At 73.7% G+C, this 18588-nt stretch carries 12 protein-coding genes; 4 read left to right on the forward strand and 8 right to left on the reverse strand.

Annotated features, from left to right (window positions below; genetic code table 11):
* Nucleotides 1-4 precede the first annotated feature (4 nt).
* From HNR40_RS36130 to HNR40_RS36145, 4 genes are read left to right on the forward strand one after another with little or no spacing between them, the layout of a single operon-like run.
* A complete protein-coding gene (locus HNR40_RS36130; protein ID WP_184969475.1) occupies nucleotides 5-1165 on the forward strand; it encodes an acyl-CoA dehydrogenase family protein in 1161 nt (386 codons plus the stop codon).
* Nucleotides 1162-3156 carry an acetate--CoA ligase family protein gene (locus tag HNR40_RS36135; protein WP_184969477.1) on the forward strand — a complete coding sequence of 665 codons (1995 nt, stop codon included), beginning with the start codon at nucleotides 1162-1164 and terminating at the stop codon, nucleotides 3154-3156. The genes HNR40_RS36130 and HNR40_RS36135 overlap by 4 nt, the downstream gene beginning before the upstream one ends.
* The gene (locus HNR40_RS36140) at nucleotides 3153-4712 is read left to right on the forward strand and encodes a 5-guanidino-2-oxopentanoate decarboxylase (protein WP_184969479.1); all 1560 of its coding nucleotides are present in this window, start codon (nucleotides 3153-3155) and stop codon (nucleotides 4710-4712) included. The genes HNR40_RS36135 and HNR40_RS36140 overlap by 4 nt, the downstream gene beginning before the upstream one ends.
* Nucleotides 4709-5857, forward strand: a complete 1149-nt coding sequence (locus HNR40_RS36145; RefSeq protein WP_184969481.1) for a Glu/Leu/Phe/Val dehydrogenase dimerization domain-containing protein — start codon at nucleotides 4709-4711, stop codon at nucleotides 5855-5857. Before HNR40_RS36140 ends, HNR40_RS36145 begins: the two co-directional genes overlap by 4 nt.
* Here the strand turns inward: HNR40_RS36145 and HNR40_RS36150 are convergent.
* The 8 genes from HNR40_RS36150 to HNR40_RS36185 form a co-directional block, all read right to left on the reverse strand.
* Complete coding sequence (locus HNR40_RS36150) at nucleotides 5776-7536, reverse strand: dipeptide ABC transporter ATP-binding protein (protein WP_312896647.1); 1761 nt, start codon at nucleotides 7534-7536, stop codon at nucleotides 5776-5778. The genes HNR40_RS36145 and HNR40_RS36150 overlap by 82 nt on opposite strands.
* Nucleotides 7533-8339 carry an ABC transporter permease gene (locus tag HNR40_RS55340; RefSeq protein ID WP_312896648.1) on the reverse strand — a complete coding sequence of 269 codons (807 nt, stop codon included), beginning with the start codon at nucleotides 8337-8339 and terminating at the stop codon, nucleotides 7533-7535. The genes HNR40_RS36150 and HNR40_RS55340 overlap by 4 nt, the downstream gene beginning before the upstream one ends.
* Nucleotides 8336-9265: an ABC transporter permease gene (locus HNR40_RS36160; RefSeq protein WP_312896649.1), complete on the reverse strand. Its 930-nt coding sequence runs from the start codon at nucleotides 9263-9265 to the stop codon at nucleotides 8336-8338. Before HNR40_RS36160 ends, HNR40_RS55340 begins: the two co-directional genes overlap by 4 nt.
* The gene (locus HNR40_RS36165; RefSeq protein ID WP_221341256.1) at nucleotides 9262-10914 is read right to left on the reverse strand and encodes an ABC transporter substrate-binding protein; all 1653 of its coding nucleotides are present in this window, start codon (nucleotides 10912-10914) and stop codon (nucleotides 9262-9264) included. Before HNR40_RS36165 ends, HNR40_RS36160 begins: the two co-directional genes overlap by 4 nt.
* 130 nt (nucleotides 10915-11044) lie before the next feature.
* Nucleotides 11045-11437: a nuclear transport factor 2 family protein gene (locus HNR40_RS36170; RefSeq protein ID WP_184969487.1), complete on the reverse strand. Its 393-nt coding sequence runs from the start codon at nucleotides 11435-11437 to the stop codon at nucleotides 11045-11047.
* 16 nt (nucleotides 11438-11453) lie between these two features.
* Complete coding sequence (locus HNR40_RS36175; RefSeq protein WP_184969488.1) at nucleotides 11454-11855, reverse strand: ester cyclase; 402 nt, start codon at nucleotides 11853-11855, stop codon at nucleotides 11454-11456.
* 10 nt (nucleotides 11856-11865) lie between these two features.
* A complete protein-coding gene (locus tag HNR40_RS36180) occupies nucleotides 11866-12642 on the reverse strand; it encodes an SDR family NAD(P)-dependent oxidoreductase (protein WP_184969491.1) in 777 nt (258 codons plus the stop codon).
* Nucleotides 12639-18587 (reverse strand): type I polyketide synthase, encoded by a 5949-nt coding sequence (locus HNR40_RS36185; RefSeq protein ID WP_184969493.1) that lies wholly within the window; start codon nucleotides 18585-18587, stop codon nucleotides 12639-12641. Before HNR40_RS36185 ends, HNR40_RS36180 begins: the two co-directional genes overlap by 4 nt.
* Nucleotide 18588: the final 1 nt, after the last annotated feature.

The raw sequence follows: 18588 nt of genomic DNA on the forward strand, positions 1-18588 counted from the left end.
AGCCATGCGTGCCATCACTGACGGCTTCGAGCTGACCGGCGAACAGCGCGACTTCGTGGCGCTGGCCCGCGACTTCGCGCTGCGCGAGATCCGGCCGCGGGCCCGCGAGGTCGACGACGCCGACCACGAGTCGCCGCTGGACCTGTGGGAGAAGGCGGCCAAGCTCGGGCTGACCTCGTTCATGCTGCCCGAGCAGTACGGCGGGGGCGGCGTCACCGATCTCGTCACCCAGGCGCTGGTCACCGAGGAGCTGTGTTACGGCGACATCGGCATCGGCAACCTGCTGACCTCCAACGGCTTCTTCGCCGGCCCGGTCGAGACGCTCGGCACCCCCGAGCAGAGGGAACGCTGGCTGCGCCCGCTGACCGGCGGCGATCCGCCCATGACGGCGCTGGCGGTGACCGAGCCGGGCGTGGGCTCCGACGCCGCCGCGCTGACGACCAGGGCCGAGCGCGACGGCTCGGACTACGTGCTGACCGGCCAGAAGACGTGGATCTCGAACGCGCCCTACGCCCGCTGGATCGTCGTGTTCGCCACGGTCGCGCCGGGTTCGCGCTCGCGCGGCGTGAGCGCGTTCGTGGTGGAGCGTGACACGCCCGGCCTGCGCATCGGCCGGGCGCTGCCCAAGATGGGCCAGCGCGCGATCGTCAGCGCCGAGGTGTTCCTGGACGGCGTGCGCGTCCCGGCCGAGCACCGCCTCGGCGAGGAGGGCCAGGGCTTCTACGGTCTGATGCGCACCTTCGACGCCTCCCGGATCCTGATCGCGGCGGCCTGCACCGGCCTGTCGCGGGCCGCCCTGGACGCCGCGCTCGGCTACGCGAAGGAGCGTGAGCAGTTCGGCGTGCCGATCATCCAGCACCAGGCGGTCGCCTTCCGGCTGGCCGACATGGCGGCCAAGGTGGACGCCTCCCGGCTGCTCACCTGGCGGGCCGCCCGCGTGCACGACAGCGGCCGGCCGTGCGCCGAGGAGGCGGCCATCGCCAAGCTGACCGCCTCGGAGAACGCCATGTGGTGCACCTGGGCCGCCCTGCAGACGCACGGCGGCTGGGGGTACTCGCGGGAGTTCCTGCTGGAGAAGTGGATGCGCGACGCCAAGCTGGAGGAGATCGAGGAAGGCACCTCCGACATCCAGCGGCTCATCATCTCCCGGTCGCTGGCCCGATGAGGGTCTTCTCCGATCCGGCCTCCGTCGCCGTCGTGGGCGCCTCCGCCGACCCGGCCAAGTGGGGGTACTGGCTGGCCAGAGGCGCGCTGCGCGGCTCACACCGGCGCAAGGTCCACCTGGTCAGCCGGTCGGGCGCGGTGGTGGACGGGGTGCGGGCCGTACCCGGGCTGCGCGCGCTGGCCGAGCCGCCGGAGCTGGCCGTGCTGTGCACGCCGGCCGCGGCGCTGCCGGCGCTCGTGGACGAGGCGCTGGAGCTGGGCGTGAAGGGGTTCGTCGGCATCACCGCCGGTCTGCCGCCCGCCGAGGAGGCGGAACTGGCCGAGCGGGTACGGCGGGCGGGGGCGCGCCTCATCGGCCCCAACTGCCTGGGCATCTACGACGCGTCCGCGGCGCTGGAGCTGGCCTGGGGCACGTTCTCGCCGGGGGCGCTCGGCATCGTCTCGCAGTCGGGGCAGCTCGGGCTCGAACTGGCCGGGCTGGCCGGGGAGGCGGGCATCGGGGTGTCGCGGTTCGTCTCGGTCGGCAACCAGGCCGACGTCACCGCGGTCGAGGTCCTGGACGACCTGGCCGGGCACGCGGCCACCCGGGTGGTCGTGGTCTACCTGGAGAGCTTCGGCGACGGGCGGGCCCTGGTGCGCACGCTCGCGGCGCTGCGCTCGGCGGGCAAGCCGGTGATCGTGCTGACCGTCGGCGCCAGCGACGCCGGGCGCGCGGCCGCCCGCTCGCACACCGGCTCGCTCACCGCCGGGACCGCCGTGGTCGAGGCCGCCTGCCGGGCCGCGGGCGCCATCCTGACCCGCACCCCCGCGCAGGCGGTCGACCTGGCCCAGCTCTTGCTCGACGCGCCCGCGCCGGTCGGGCGGCGGGTGGCCGTCGTCGGCGACAGCGGCGGGCAGGGCGCGCTGGCGGCCGACCTGCTCAGCGCGCACGGGCTCGAAGTGCCCGCCCTCGAAGCCGCCGCCCCCCGGGTCGCCGCGTTGCTGCCGCCGGGCGCGGCCGTGCGCAACCCGATCGACCTGGCGGGGGCGGGTGAGCGCGACCTGTCCACCTACGCGAAGCTGGTCGGAGTGCTGCTGGACAGCGGGGAGGTGGACAGCGTGCTGCTCACCGGCTACTTCGGCTCCTACGGCGCGGACGCGCCGTCCCTTCTCGCGCGCGAACTGGCCGTGGTCGACACGCTCGGCACGCTGGTGCGCGAGCGCGGGCGCACGGTCGTGGTGCACAGCATGTGCCGCGACTCGGCCGCCGTCCGCGCGCTGCGCGAGCACAACGTGCCGACGTACGCGACCATCGACCAGGCCGTGGGCTCGCTGGGGCTGGCCACCGAGCTGGCTTCCCGGCCGGTCGCGGTTCCCGCCGCCGTCCCGGCCGCGCCTCGGACCGTCGCGCCTGGCTATCTCGGGGCGCGGGCGTTGTTCGAGTGGTACGGCGTGCCGTATCCGCGGGCCGTCGCGGTCTCCGGGGAGGCGGCTGAGGTGGCGGGGCCGTACGTGTTGAAGGCGGGTTGGCTCGCGCACAAGACCGAGTCCGGCGGGGTGGCCGTGGGGCTGCGCGGTCCTGACCAGGTGGGCGCGGCGCTGGCCGGGATGCGCGAGAGGCTGGGGGCGGGCGAGTACGTGCTGGAGGAGATGGACACGCGGGCCGGGATCGTCGAGCTGATCGCGGGCGGGCGGCGCGACCCCTCGTTCGGCCCGGTGGTGATGGTGGGGGCCGGGGGGACGTTGAGCGAGTTGTACGAGGACGTCGTGGTCGCGCTGGCGCCCGTGGACGAGGAGCAGGCGCTGGCGATGCTGCGCCGGCTCCGGGCCTACCCGCTGCTGCGCGGCTGGCGGGGCGCGCCTCCGGTGGACGAGGTGGCTGCGGCGCGGGTCGTCGTGGCGGTGTCTCGGGTGATCGCCGAGCAGGAGCACGTGGCCGAGTGCGAGATCAACCCGCTGCGCGCCGGACCGGACGGCGTGCTCGCGGTGGACGCGCTGGTGGTGATCCGATGACCGCCATCTCGGGTGGGGAGTCCTTGGTCAGGGCGCTGGCCCTGCACGGGGTGGATGTCGTGTTCGGCATTCCGGGCACCCACAACCTGGAGATCTACCGGCACCTGCCCGCCTACGGGGTACGGCACGTGCTGACCAGGCATGAGCAGGGGGCCGGGTATGCCGCGGACGGGTACGCGCGGGTGAGCGGGCGGCCCGGGGTGGCGCTGGTGACCTCGGGACCGGCCACGCTCAACGCGGCGGCGGCGATCGGGCAGGCCTACTCCGACTCGGTGCCCGTGCTGCTGCTCTCCCCCGGCATGCCGTCCGGGCACGTGGCGGGCAGCGGGTACCTGCACGAGACCCGTGACCAGAGCCGCGCCCTGGACTCCGTGGCCGCCTACAGCCACCGGGTCGGCGGCGTGGCGGAGATCCCGGCCGCGGTGGCCTCGGCGTTCGCGGCGATGACCGGGGGACGGCCGCGCCCGGTGCACCTGGAGATCCCGCTGGACCTCCTGGACACGCGGGCGGTGGTCGCGGACGTGTCTCCGGTGCTGCCGCCGGTGCGGGTGCCCGGTGCGGCGGAGCTGTCCGAGGCGGCCCGGCTGCTCGCGGGCGCCGCCCGGCCGTTGGTGATAGCGGGTGGCGGCGCGCGGGGCGCGGCGGTGCGCGAGCTCGCCGAGCGGCTGGGGGCTCCGGTCGTGACCAGCGCCAACGGCAAGGGTGTCCTGTCCGAGGACCATCCGCTGGCGCTCGGGGCCGGGCTGCATCTGCCCGCCGTGCGGGATCTCGCCGCCTGGGCCGACGTGGTGCTTGTGGTCGGGTGCGAGCTGGCGCCGTCGGATCTGTGGAACGGGCCGCTGGAGTTCACCGGGGCGGTGGTCAGGGTGGACGTGGACCCGGCCCAGATCGTGACGAACGCCGTTCCGGACGTCGCACTGGCCGGAGACGCTCCGGTCACGCTTGACCGGCTGATCCGGCTGCTGGGGGACGGCATGGCCGTACCGCATGAGGAAGTGGCGCGGTGGCGGGTGCTCAAGGACGGGCAGGGCCGGGCGGAGGGCGCGCGGTGGGAGTGGATCGTGCGCGCGCTGAACTCCGGGCTCGGCCCCGAGGCGGTCGTGGCCGGGGACAGCGCCATGGTCTGCTACTACGGCGCGCTGACCGGGCTGCGGGCGCGTTTCCTCTATCCCACCGGGTACGGCACGCTCGGCTACGGCCTGCCCGCCGCCATCGGCGCGGCGGTGGCGGCACCGGGGCGAGAGGTGGCGGCGCTGATGGGCGACGGCGGGGTGATGTTCACGGTGGCCGAGCTGGCCGCCGCTGTGCAGCTCGGGCTGCCGCTGCCGGTCGTGGTCGTCGACAACGGCGGCTACGGCGAGATCCGCGCCGAGATGGCCGCCCGCGACGACCCCCGGCAGGCCGTGGACCTGCCCTCCCCCGACTTCGCGCTGCTCGCCCGCGCGCTCGGCGCCCGCGGCCTGCGCGCCGACGACGAGACGACGCTGACCTCGGCGCTCAAGGAGGCGCTCACCGCCGACCGGCCCACGCTCATCCACGTGAAGGAGTCCCCATGAGCCTGCTGGAGATCACCTGGACCGACCCCGTCACCGGGCGGCGCGGCTACGTCGTCATCGACAGCCTCGTGCGCGGCGTGGCCAGCGGCGGGCTGCGGCTGCGCGAGGGCTGCACGCTGGATGAGGTACGCGGGCTGGCGCGCGGCATGTCGCTCAAGGAGGCGCTCGTCTATAGGCCCGGCGACCGGTACGTCCCGCTGGGCGGCGCCAAGGGGGGCATCGACGTCGACCCGCTCGATCCGCAGGCGCACGCGGTGCTGAAGCGTTTCTTCACCGCGGTACTGCCCGTGGTGCGCGCCCAGTGGAACACCGGCGAGGACTTCGGCCTGCGCCAGGACACCCTCGACGAGATCGCCGGCTCCCTTGGCCTGGCCTCCACGGTCGAGGCGGCGTTCGCGCTGCTCGACGAGCCCGGCCAGGCGCGCGAACGGCTGCGGGCCGCGATGGCGGTGACGGTCGACGGGGTGCCGCTGCCGGACCTGGTCGGCGGGTACGGCGTGGCCAGGGCCGCCCTGGAGGTGGCCGGGGCGCGCGGCATCCGGGTGGAGACGGCGGTGGTGCAGGGATTCGGCTCGATCGGCGGCGCGGCGGCGCGCTACCTCGCGCGGGCCGGGGTGGCCGTCGTCGGCGTCGCCGACCGGGACGGGCTCATGCGCAACCCGGCCGGCCTGGACGTCGAACGCATGCTCGCCGCCCGCGACCTTCATGGCACCGTGGACCGCCGCGCGCTGCGGCCCGACGACCAGACCGGGGCGCGCGAGGAGTGGCTCGACGTGCCGGCCGACCTGCTGGTGCCCGCCGCCATGTCGTACGTGATCGGGCCCGAGCAGGCCACCCGGGTTCTGGCCCGGCTCGTGGTCGAGGGGGCCAACCTGCCCACGCTGCCGGAGGCCGAGTCGGTCCTGCTGGGTCGCGGCGTACCCGTCGTGCCCGACTTCCTGGCCAACGTGATGACCAACGCCTGGTGGTGGTGGGTGCTGTTCGGCGACATCGAGCCGACGGCCGAGGCCGCCTTCGCCAAGATCGACGTGGTCATGCGGGACCTGGTCGCCTCGGTCACCCGCTACGACCTGCCACTGCGCAAGGCGGCGCTGGGACTGGCCGAGTCCAACGCCGCCCGGGTCGCCGAACGCTTCTCCGGGTGACCGGGGGTGTACCCGGGAAAGCTGGGGACCGCCGCCAGCAGCGCCTTGGTGTACGGCTCCGCGGGTGCGGTGAACACCTCGCCGACCGGCCCGGTCTCCACGACGCGGGCGTCCTTCATGACCGCGACCCGGTCGCTGACCTGCCGGATCACGCCCAGGTCGTGCGAGATGAAGATCATGGCGACGTTCAGGTCGCGGCGGAGAGCGGCCAGGAGGTCGAGGATCTGGGCCTGGATGGAGACGTCCAGGGCGGAGACGGGCTCGTCGCAAACCAGGACGTCCGGGCCCGGGGCCAGTGCGCGGGCTATGGCCACGCGCTGGCGCTGTCCTCCGGACAGTTCGCGCGGGTGCCGGCGGAGGACCGTGGCGGGAAGGCCGACCTGGTCGAGCAGTTCGGTGACGCGGCGGGTGCGGTCGCGGCCTCGGACGCCGCTCAGGGCGGCGGCCTCGGCGACGACGCGTTCGACGGTGTAGCGGGGGTCGAAGGAGCTGAGCGGGTCCTGGTGAACGGCCTGGATCGTGCGGCGGCGGGCTCTGCGGTCGCGTTCGGGGATGCCGCTCCACGGGCGGCCGGACAGCAGGACCCGTCCCTGGTCGGGTTCGATGAGGCCGAGCGCGATGCGGGCTGCGGTGGTCTTGCCGGAGCCGGACTCGCCGACGATGCCGAGCGTCTCACCCATCCTGACGTGGAACGACACGCCGTCGACCGCGTGCCGCAGGCTGCCGTCCGGGGCGCGGAACCGTTTGGAGACATTCTCGGCCTGCAGCGCGAACGGGCTTCCCACGAACAGGCTTGCCGCGGAGGGGCTTCCCGCGAACAGGCTTGCCGTGGCCGGGCCTTCTGCGGCCGAGCTTTCCGTGGCCGAGCTTTCCGTGGCCGGGCTTTCCGTGGCCTGGACGGACACGCGGATCGCCACCGGTTCCATCGGGACGGCGGCGATCAGGGACTTGGTGTAAGCGTGCTGCGGGTTGGACAGGACCTGGGCGGTGGTGTCCTGCTCGACGACGGCGCCCTCCTTCATCACCGCCACCCGGTCCGCCAGGCGGGCGACGACGGCGAGGTCGTGGCTGATCAGCAGGAGCCCGGCGCCCCGCTCCTTCAACGCCCCCAGCAGCTCCAGGATCTGCGCCTGCACGGTCACGTCGAGCGCGGTGGTGGGCTCGTCGGCCACGAGCAGCCTCGGCCCGGCCGCGAGGACGGAGGCGATGAGGGCCCGCTGCCGCAGTCCCCCGGACAGCTCGTGCGGATGCTGGCGTGCCCGGCGCTCCGGTTCTGGGACGCCGACGTCGGTGAGGAGGCTCCGCACGCGGGCGCCGGTCTCGGCGCGGGGGACGACACGATGGGTGCGCAGCGACTCGGCGATCTCCGCGCCGACCGTTCTGAGGGGGTCGAGGGAGGTCAGGGCGTCCTGGAGGATCAGCCCGATACGGCGGCCGCGCACGGCCCGCCAGTCCCGTTCGGCCAGCCCGGTCAGGTCCTGGCCGTCGAAGGCCAGGCGGCGGGCGGTGACGTGGGCGCGCGGCCCGGCCAGGCCGACGAGGGCGCGGGCGGTGACGCTCTTGCCCGAGCCCGATTCGCCGACGACGGCCAGGCACTCGCCGGGAGCCACGGTGAAGGACACGTCCCGCACGACCTGGACCCGCCCGAAGGCCACGGTGAGCCCTTCGACCTCGATCACGGCTTCCCTCCGGCGAAGCGGCCGCGGGCGGCGCGGCCGAGCACGTTCACGGCGATGACGGTGACGGTGATGGCCGCGCCGGGGAAGACGCCGAGCCACCAGGCCGTCTCCAGGAAGTCGCGGCCCTCGGCGAGCATGGCGCCCCATTCGGGCGCCGGCGGCTGGGTGCCGAAGCCGAGGAAGCCGAGCCCGGATCCGGCGATGAGCGCGGTGCCGAAGCCGACGGTGGCCAGGACCAGCAGCGGGCCGACGGCGTTGGGCAGGATGTGGCGGACGATCAGGACGGAACGGCGCAGGCCCAGCCCCTTCGCCGACTCGACGTAGCCGGAGCCGCGCACGACCAGCGCCTCCGCTCGCACGACGCGGGCGTACCCGGGGGTGAAGGCGATGGCGATGGCCAGCACGAGGTTGGTGGTGCCGGCGCCGAGGACGGCGATGACCACCAGGGCCACGAGCAGCTGTGGCAGCGACATCAGGACGTCGGCCACCCGCATGACCACCTGGTCGGCCGCCCGCCCGCCGAGCGCGGCGGCGAGCCCGAGCAGGCCGCCGGCCACGACGGCCGCCGCGGTGGCGCCGGCGCCGATCAGCAGCGAGGGCCGCGCGCCGTGCACGACCCGGGTGAACAGGTCGCGGCCGAGCTGGTCGGTGCCGAACCAGTGCCGCGTACCGGGAGGCAGCAGCGCGTTGACGGGATCGATGGCGATCGGCGAGGCGTCACTCAGCAGCTCCGGTACGGCTGCCGCCACCCCGAACGGCACCAGCACCAGGCAGGACACCAGCAGCGGCCAGTAGCGCCTCACGCGACCACCGCGCCCCTGAGCCGAGGGTCGATGGCCAGGTAGAGCAGGTCGACCAGCGCCGAGATGACGACGAACGTCAGTGCCGACACGAGCACCACCCCCATGACCACGGGCATGTCCCTGTTCTGCACGGCCTGCAGCGTGAGCGCCCCGAGCCCCGGCCGTCCGAAGACGGTCTCCACCAGGACGGCGCCGCCGAGCAGCGTGCCCACGAGCCAGCCCGCGAGCGTGGCCAGGGAGCCGGCCGCGTGCCTGAGCGCGTGGCGCAGCCGTACCGCCGTCTGGCTCAGCCCTCGGGCCCTGGCGGTGAGCGCGAACGGCTGCGCCAGCGCGCTCTCCAGCCCTTCGCGCAGGACCTGCGCGAGCACCCCGGCGATCGGCAGCGCGAGCGTGACCGCGGGCAGGACCAGCGCGGCCGGGCCGTCGCCGCCGATGATCGGGAACAGCCGCAGGTGGAAGGAGAAGGCGGTCAGCAGGAGGACGCCCAGCCAGTAGGAGGGCAGGGAGACCGCGGTCAGCTCCCACGCGGAGGCGAGCGCGCGGGCCGCCGGGTGCCGGCCGGCCGTGGTGATCGCCGAGATCAGCGCGAGGGCCAGCGCCACGACGATCGCGGCGACGGCCAGTTGCACGGTGGGGCCGAGCTGGTCGGCGATGAGCCACCCGACGGGGCGCTGGAGCTGGTAGGAGGAGCCCAGGTCGCCGGAGGCCAGCCGGCCGAGGTGGCCGAGGTACTGGGTGAGCAGCGGCCGGTCGAACCCGAGCTCCGCGCTGATCTGCCGTCTGACCTCGGGTGAGGCGGTGGTGGCCGGGCCGAGCAGGATCGCGACCGGGTCGCCGGGGATGAGGTGCAGCGAGAGGAAGGCGAGGCTCGCGGCGCCGTACAGCACCGCGAGACCTGCCACCAGCCGCTTGAGCAGCGTCCTCACCGGGACGGCCGATCGAGCCAGACGTCGTGGAAGAGCGGCCAGGCGTTGGCGTCGAGCGTGAGGCCGTGCACGTTCCTGCCGAGGCCGAGCACCTGCGACTGGGTGTAGACGGGGATGACGATGGCCAGGTCGAGCGCGCGCTGCTGGGTCTTGGCGTACACGTCCTTCCTGACGGCCTCGTCGAGGGTGGCGCGGCCCTGGTCGGTCCACTTCGTCAGGTCGGGGTCGTCGAGGAAGGTGCCGTTCTGGCCGCCCTTCTCCAGTTTGCTGGCGCCGTTGAAGAGCAGCCACAGGACGTCGGGCTCGAAGCGCGACCAGCTGTAGTCGGCCAGGTCGGCCTTGCCGCCGTAGACGCGCTCCAGGTAGGTGCCGATGTCGGCCTGGGGGCGGAGCACTTCGACGCCGAGCTTCTTCAGGTCGGCCTGGAAGGCCTGGCCGAGCACGTCGCGCTGGTCCTTGAGGTACTGCGCGGGCAGCAGCGGCCAGTCGACGACCAGGCGCTTGCCGTCCTTGGTGCGGTAGCCCTCGGCGTCCCGGCCGGTCCAGCCGGCTTCGTCGAGCAGTTTTCCGGCCAGGGCCGGGTCGTAGGGCCAGCTGTTCTCCAGCGCGGCGAGGTAGCCGGGCGTGGCGGGCGAGAGCGGGCTCCACGCCCGCTTGAACTGGCCGAAGTAGACCGCCTTGACGTTGGTGTCGACGTCGATGCCGCGCTGCAGCGCCTTGCGGACCTTCGGGTCGTTCAGCGGGGCCTTGGAGGTGTTGAGGTAGATGCTGTAGTTGCCGCCCGGGTAGTCCGTCTTGAGCACGGTGACCGCCTTGTTGGCCTCGACCGCCTTGACCTGGGCCGACGGTATCGCCGCTGCGACGTCGACCTGCCTGCTGGTCAGCCCGCCGATCCGGACCGACGCCTCCGGCAGGAAGCGCACGGTCAGCTTGTCGAGGTAGGCGGCGCCGGGGTGGGCGCTGGTCTTCGGCGCCCAGGCGTAGGCGTCGTTCCTGGTGAAGGTGGCCTGCTGGCCCTTGGTGTAGCCGCTGAACACGAAGGGACCCGTGCCGGCGGCCGCCGGGCCGCCGGAGCCGAGCGTGGCGGCGTTGGCCGCGAGCGTCTTGGGCGAGTAGAAGCCCAGGTAAGCGGTACTGGCCGCCTGGAGGAACGGCGCGAAGGGCGCCGAGAACCCGACCTTCACCGTGTGCGTGTCCACGATCTCGGTCCCGGTGTAGGGGCCGAGCAGGTTGGAGGCGAGCTGCGACTTGGTGGCCGGATCGGCGATGCGGTCGAAGTTGGCCTTCACCGCCTTGGCGTCGAAGGGGGTGCCGTCGTGGAAGGTGACGTCCTTGCGCAGCTTGAACGTGTAGCTCTTCAGGTCCGGCGCCACCTCCCACGACTCGGCCAGCCAGGGGTGGAACGCGCCCTCGGCGTCCTGGGCGATCAGCGAGTCGAAGACGTTGCGCAGGATCGCGCCGGTGATGTCCTGCGCGCTGACGTGCGCGTCGAAGGTGACGGGTTCGGTGTCGGCGGCGAACGTCAGCGACCCGCCCTTGGCGGGTCCGGCCGGGCTCTGGGCGGCGCTGCCCGGCGGACTCGCCGCCGGAGAGGCGCAGGCCGCCAGCAGAAGTACGGCAAGCGCGACGGTCACCACTTTGTCACGCAAAAACCGGAAATTACTGGGCATTAACATGAACCACTCCGGCGAACGAGAAATGAAATTTCGTGAAAAGACCTTCGGGAAAAGACTAGGTATGCCACTACCGAGCCGACACCCCTAGTGACCCCTACACCCCCTACCGGGGATATCGGGGAATGGAGACGCGTTTCCCGATCCGCCACCCCTCACCGGTGTGCCGGAGCTCGTCCAGGTAGTCGCCGTTGTGCACGCTGCCGTCCGGAAGAATCGCCAGGTAGCGGCTGCGCGCCCGCACCACCCCGTCGCCGTCGAGGAAGACGTGGGTGTCGAGGGTCTGGTGGTCGGGGGCCTCGGGCCCGAGACCGACCGCGAACTCCCCGATGGCGCGCAGGCCGCGCACCACCCGGCCGGCCCCCTTGGTCAGTTCGAGCACCCCGTCCTCGGCGAAGACCCGGCCGAGCCCGTCGAGGTCCTTGTTGTCGAACGCGTGGGAGAAAAGCGCCAGCGTCCCCCGAATATCGGAAATATCCTCTCGCGAAAGCTCAGTCATATTATCCACCGTCATTTCATGAAATTTGCTGGAGAATGCCGAGGCGGTCGGGAAGGACCTTGTACCGGATGATCTGGCCGTCGCGGAAGGTGATCGTGCTGATGCTGTTCCCGACGAAGTGCCGCCCGCTGGCCGGAGCGCCGAAGAGCGGTTGGCGCTGAATGCCCTCGATGCGCCAGAAGACGACCACCCGGTCGCCCTCGGCCACCAGGTCCGTGACCGTGGCCTTGACGTCCTCGACGGTGTCCCATACGCCCTGGACGTGGGCGACGAGGTCGGCCCTCCCTCCCGTCCCGTTGACGACGGCCTCGTCCACGAGGTCCTCGGCGGCGATCTCCGTCAGCACCTCGGGGCGCCGCAGGGTGATCACTTCCTCGTAGAGGCGTATGGCGACGTTCTTGTTGATGTCCGTGCTCATCGAGATCTCCTTATCGAGGCTCGCCGCCGGGTACGGCGGGCGGCAGCAGCAGTCCGCTGTTGGCCGTCAGCCCCCCGTCGACGGGAACGGTGACGCCGGTGACGTAGGAGGCGGCCGGCGAGGCGAGGAACCAGATGACCTCCGCCTGTTCGCGGGGATCGGCCCAGCGCCGTTGCGGGATGCGTTCGGTCACCGCCGGGCCGAGCGTCGGATGGGCGATCACGCCGGCGGTCAGGGCGGTAGCCGTACCTCCCGGCGCGATGGCGTTGACCCGGATGTTCTCCACGGCGTAGTCGATCGCGGTGGCGCGCACCAGGTTGATGACGGCGGCCTTGGAGACGTTGTAGGCCCAGGTGCCCGGGTCGCCGTGCAGGCCGGAGACCGAGGACGTGACCACGATCGAGCCGCCGCCCGAGGCGCGCAGGGCGGGCAGCGCCGCGCGGATGCCGAGCACCACGCCGCGCACGTTGACCGAGAGGATCCGGTCGAAGCGTTCGACCGAGCCCGGTGACTCCAGCGGCCCGGCGCCGCCGATGCCCGCGTTGAGGACGACGGTGTCCAGCCGGCCGAACGTGCGCAGGGCCAGCGCGGCGAGTTCGGCGTTGGTCTCCTCCGCCGCCACGTCGCCGACGAGGGAGACGACGCCGTCGCGTTCGGCGAGCTCGTCCAGGCCGCGCTTGGCGACGTCCACGGCGACGACCTTGTGGCCGCGTTCCGCGAACAGCTCAACCGTGGCCCTGCCGATGCCGGAGGCGGCGCCGGTGACGGCGACGACCTGATCGGTCATGCCTGACTCCTTTCCGAGTGGGGAACCAGTGCGTCGATCCAGGCGCGTACCGCCGAGACCGTCGTGTCGGCGTGCTCTTCGAGCACGGTGAAATGGTCGCCGGGCACGTCGGCGCGCTCGTGCGGCAGCGGCCAGAACGCCCGCCAGTCGTGCCGGCCGGTGGGGTCGACGACGGTTCTGGGCAGCGGCTCCGAGGCGCGGACGAGCAGCGTCGGCGCGGCGACCGGCTTGGGCTGCCAGCCGTCCAGCAGGCGGCCGTAGGCGCCCATGGTGGTCAGGCTGGCGTCGCTCCAGACCATCCGGTAGCGCTCGGTGCGCTCCAGCATGCCGCTGATCATGGCCGCCAGCCACCACTCGGCCATGCCGTCCAGCGAGGCGCTGTCGACCGGGTAGGAGTCGATCAGGACCAGCCCCGACGCCGGGAGGCCGCGGTCCTCCAGCTCGGTCGCGACCGCGTGGGCGACGCAGCCGCCCATGGAGCGGCCGGTCACGACGTACGGGCGCGATCCGGCCAGCGGCTCGACGACGTCGGCCAGCGCCCGCACGTACGTCTCCAGGCTGTCGGGCAGCAGGTCGGCGGGGTCGTAGCCGGGTGAACGCAGCACGTGCACGTCCCGCTCCCCGGTCATGGCCTGGCCGAAGCGGGCGTACTCGTGCGGGCCCGAGATCGCGCTCACGGCGGGGAAGCAGATCAGCGCGGTCCCGTCGCCGGAGGCGAGCTGGATCGGCGCGGGCGTCTGGTCCGCGCGTTCTTCAGCGGTGAAGTTCGCGCGCAGGCGGGAGGTGACGCCGAGCAGCTCGGCGGCGGCGGCGAACTCCTCCTTGTCGCACAGCCGCCGGTAGAGGGCGGCGAGCGGTCCCTGCCCGTCTGCTGGGGCGGGCTTTCCCGAGGCGGCGAGCTGCTTCAGGAGGAACGCGGTGAGCGCGGCGGGCGTGGGGTGGTCGAAGGTGACGGTCGCGGGCAGCCGCAGGCCGCTGCGGGCGTCGAGCCTGTTGCGCAGCTCGACCGCGGTGAGCGAGTCCAGGCCCAGGTCGCCGAAGGGCAGGTCGGGCGCGACGGCCGCGGGCGCGACGCCGAGCACCGCGGCGACGTGCTCGGTGATCGCTTCGAGTACGGCCGTGGCCCGCCTGTCCTCCGGCAACGCGGCCAGGTCCGGTCCCGCGGCGGAGGCGGTCCTGCGGGCGGGCCGTACCAGAGAGCGGAGGATGGGGGGCGGGTCCTGGATCGCGGCCAGGTCGAGCGCGGCGGTGACCACGACCGGCGGTGCCGCGCCCAGCGCGGCGTCGAACAGGGTGAGTGCCTCCCGCGTGGGCAGGGCGCGCAGGCCGCCGCGCGCCGCCCGCGCCCGGTCCAGGTCGGTGAGGTGGGCGGTGATCCCGCTCGGCTGCGCCCACAGGCCCCAGGCCAGCGAGGTCGCGGGCAGTCCCGCCGCCCTTCTGGTCTCGGCCAGCGCGTCGAGGTAGGCGTTGGCCGCCGCGTAGGCGCCCTGGCCCGGCGCGCCGAGGAGGCCGGCGATGGAGGAGTACAGGACGAAGGCGGCCAGGTCGTGCTCCTTCGTCAGCTCGTGCAGGTTCAGGGCGCCCTGCACCTTGGGGCGCAGCACCGCGGCCACCCGCTCGGGGGTGAGCGAGGTCAGCACCCCGTCGTCGACGAGGCCCGCGGTGTGCACGACGGCGGTGAGCGGGTGGTCGGCGGGGATCGCGGCGAGCACCCGCGCGAGCTCCTCTTTATCGGCGACGTCGGCCGCGGCCACCGTGACGTGCGCTCCGGCCGCCTCAAGCTCTTCCCGGAGTACGGCGGCGCCGGCCGCCCGCTCGCCGCTCCTGCTCACCAGGAGCAGGTGGCGGATGCCGCGGGTGGCGACCAGGTGCTTGGCCAGTTCGCCCGCCAGCACCCCGGTGCCGCCGGTGATCAGGACCGTGCCCTGCTCGTCCCACGGCCGCTCGTCGAGAGGTTCCGATGTCAGCCGGGCGAGCCGTGGAGCGAGCACCCGTCCATCCCGGATCGCCACCCGAGGCTCCCCGGCGCTGACCGCCGCATGGATGGTCTCCGTGCTGTCGGTCACGTCCACCAGGACGATTCGGCCGGGGTGTTCGGCCTGTGCCGAGCCGACCAGGCCCCACACCGCTGCCATGGCGGGGTCGGGTTGGGTCGTGGACACGGCGTTCGTGGTGACGACGGCCAGCCGTTCCCGGCCCTGTTCCTGGAGTTTGGCCAGCACCCAGGCCAGCCGTTCCTCGACAGGCTGCGGCGTCGGCGGCACCAGGAGCACCTCGGCGGCGGAGTCCGCGCCGGTCGGGACGGGCGTCCAGGTCACGTGGTAGAGCTCAGCCGAGCGCAGCCGGTCCGCGGAGATCAGGCGGGCGCGCAGCGAGCCGACGGTGAGGACCGGCGCGCCCGAGGCGTCGGCGGCGTACAGCGACAGTTCGTCCTCGCCGCGCAGGTCAAGCCGCACCCGCAGGGTGTGGGCGCCGGAGGCGTGCAGCCGGACGCCGCGGTAGGCGAAGGGCAGCCGGTTGTGGCCGGGCGGGCTGTCGCGCAGGCCGTCGTGCGCGGCGAGGTGCAGCGCGGCGTCGAGCAGTGCGGGATGCACGCCGAAGCGGCCGGCCTGTTCACGCTGCGCCTCGGGCAGTTCGACCTCGGCGAACAGCACGTCGTCCGCGCGCCAGGCCGCCCGCAGGCCCTGGAAGGCGGGGCCGTAGGTCAGGCCGGCGGCCTCCAGCTCCGGGTAGACGTCCTCGGTGGCCACCGGTGTGGCGCCGTCGGGGGGCCAGACCGCGAGCGGGGCGGGCGGCTCGGGGGTGTCCTCGGTCAGCGTCCCCGAGGCGTGCCGGACCCATGGTGCCGCGCCGGAGCGCGAGTGGACGGCGACGGAGCGGCGGCCGGAGTCCGCCGCGCCCACCGAGACCTGGAACTCCACCTCTCCCTGCTCGGGCACGACGAACGGCGCCTCCAGGACCAGCTCTTCGAGCGTGCCCGTCCCGGCCTCGTCACCGGCCCTGACGGCCAGCTCCACCAGCGCGGCCCCCGGCACGATCACGGTGCCCATGACGGCGTGGTCGGCCAGCCACGGGTGGGTGCGCAGCGACAGCCGTCCCGGCAGCAGGACGTGGTCGCCGTCGGCGGCCACCACGGGGGCGGCCGCCAGCGGGTGCCCGTCCGCCGCGACGCCCGAGGCGGGGTCGAGCCAGTAGCGCCGGTGGCGGAAGGCGTAGGTCGGCAGGTCGACGCGGCGCGCGCCCGGCAGCACCGCGTCCCAGTCGACGGGGCTGCCGTGGACGTAGGCGTGGGCGAGCGCCCGCGCGGCCGACAGCTCCTCGGGCCGGTCGCGGCGGAGCACCGAGGCGACGGCGTGCGCGTCGGGCAGCGCCTCGGCGGCCAGCACCGACAGCACGGCGTCCGGGCCCAGCTCCAGGAAGCCGGTCACGCCTGCGGCCTCCAGCACGGCCAGCGCGTCGGCGAAGCGGACCGGCTCGCGCAGCTGCCTGACCCAGTAGCCGGGATCGGCCAGTTCGCCGTCCGCCATCACCCGGCCGGTGAGCGTGGACACCAGCGGGATCTTCGTCGCGGCGGTCCGCACGCCTTCCAGGACCTCGCGGAACTGGTCGAGCACGGGGTCCATCAGGGCCGAGTGGAACGCGTGGCTGACCTGGAGCCGCCGGGTACGCGTGCCCCGCCGCCCGAAGTCCGCCACCAGTCGGTCGACCAGCTCTTCCTGCCCGGAGACGACCACCGAGCGGGGGCCGTTCACCGCCGCCACGCCGATGCCTTCCTCGCCGGGCAGCGCCGCGAGGACGTCCTGTTCGCCGGCCTCGATGGCGGCCATCGCGCCTCCGGGCGGCAGTTCGCCCATCAGCCTGCCCCGGGCGGCCACCACCTTCGCGGCGTCGGCCAGCGACCACAGGCCGGCGAGGTGGGCGGCGGCGAACTCGCCGATCGAGTGGCCGGCGACGTGGTCGGGGCGCACTCCCCACGACTCCAGGAGGCGGGCCTGGGCCACCTGGAGCGCGAACAGCCCCGCCTGTGTGTAGGTGGTCTGGTGGAGAAGGCCTTCGGCGCCGAAGACGGCCTGCCGTACCGACGGGCCTTCGAGGTGGCGGTCGAGCTCGGCGACGGCCTCGTCGAAGGCGGCGGCGTAGACCGGATGCCGCTCGTACAGCGCCCGTCCCATGCCCTCGCGCTGGCTGCCCTGCCCGGTGAACAACCAGGCCAGCGCCCGGCCGGGCCGTCCGGTGACCACGTGCGCCGAGGGCTCGCCCGCCGCCAGCGCGGCAAGACCCGCCTTCAGGTCGTCGGCGTCTGCGGCCACGACCGTCGCGCGGTGGTCCAGATGGGCGCGGGTACGGCCCAGCGACAGGCCCACGTCGGCCGCCTTGGTCGCGGGGTGGTCGGCGAGGAAGGCGGCGAGCCGCCCGGCCTGTCCGCCCAGCGCCTCCGGGGAGCGGGCACTCAACGGCCACACGACGACCCCGTCATAGGGCGCGGCGACGTCCCGGGCCTGTGCGAGTTCCCCGGCCCGTCCGATTTCCCCGGCCTGTGCGATTTCCCCTGGCTGTTCGGTTTCCTCAGCCTGTTCGATGATCGCGTGCGCGTTGGTCCCGCTGACGCCGAACGACGAGACGCCCGCCCGGCGCGGCCCGTCCGTCTCGGGCCACGGGCGGGCCTCGGTCAGCAGTTCCACGGCTCCCGCCGACCAGTTCACGTGCGGGGACGGCTCGTCCACGTGCAGGGTCCTGGGCAGCACGCCGTTCCTGATCGCCTGCACGACCTTGATCACTCCGCCGACTCCGGCGGCGGCCTGGGCGTGCCCGAGGTTGGACTTCAGCGAGCCCAGCCACAGCGGCCGGCCCTCGTCGCGGTCCTGGCCGTAGGTGGCGAGGATGGCCTGGGCCTCGATCGGGTCGCCCAGGGAGGTGCCGGTGCCGTGGGCCTCCATCAGGTCGACGTCGGCGCCGCGCAGCCGTGCCGCGGCCAGGGCCTGCGTGATCACCCGCTGCTGCGCCGGCCCGTTGGGGGCGGTCAGGCCGTTGGAGGCGCCGTCCTGGTTGACCGCGGTGCCGCGGACGACGGCCAGCACCTCGTGCCCGAGCCGCCGCGCGTCCGACAGGCGTTCCACCAGGAGGAACCCCACGCCCTCCGCCCACCCGGTGCCGTCGGCCGAGGCGGCGAACGCCTTGCACCGGCCGTCCACGGACAGTCCGCGCTGGCGGGAGAACTCCACGAAGCCCACCGGCGTCGCCATCACGGCCACGCCGCCCGCCAGCGCGAGGTCGGACTCGCCCGAGCGCAGCGACTGCACGGCCAGGTGCAACGCCACCAGCGACGAGGAGCAGGCGGTGTCCACGGTCACCGCCGGGCCCTCGAACCCGAAGGTGTAGGCGATCCGGCCCGAGGCGACGCTGCGCAGCGTGCCCACGCCCAGGTGGCCCTCCAGCTCCCGCGGCGTGCCGGGGCCGACGCCGTAGTCGCCGCCGGCCAGCCCGGCGAACACCGCCGTACGGCTGCCGCGCAGCGTGCCCGGGTCGATGCCGGCCCGTTCGAACGCCTCCCAGGCGACCTCGAGCAGCTGCCGCTGCTGCGGGTCGATGGCCAGGGCCTCGCGCGGCGAGATGCCGAAGAACTCGGCGTCGAAGCCCGCCGCGTCGCTCAGGAAGCCGCCGTGCCGGGTGTAGGAGGTGCCACGATGGTCGGGGTCGGGGTGGAAGAGCCGCTCCAGGTCCCACCCACGGTCGGCGGGGAACTCACTGACCGCGTCCCGCCCGTCGCTCACCAACCGCCAGAGGTCCTCCGGCGAGTTCACGTCTCCCGGGAACCGGCAGGCCATGCCCACGATCGCGATGGGTTCGCGGCGGCTGGACTCCACCTCGTGCAGGCGGCCGCGCAGAGTCTGCACGTCGGCGATCGCACGCTTGAGATATTCACGCAGCTTGTCGTCATCTGCCATG

The organism is Nonomuraea endophytica (assembly GCF_014203235.1).
Lineage (GTDB): Bacteria > Actinomycetota > Actinomycetes > Streptosporangiales > Streptosporangiaceae > Nonomuraea > Nonomuraea endophytica.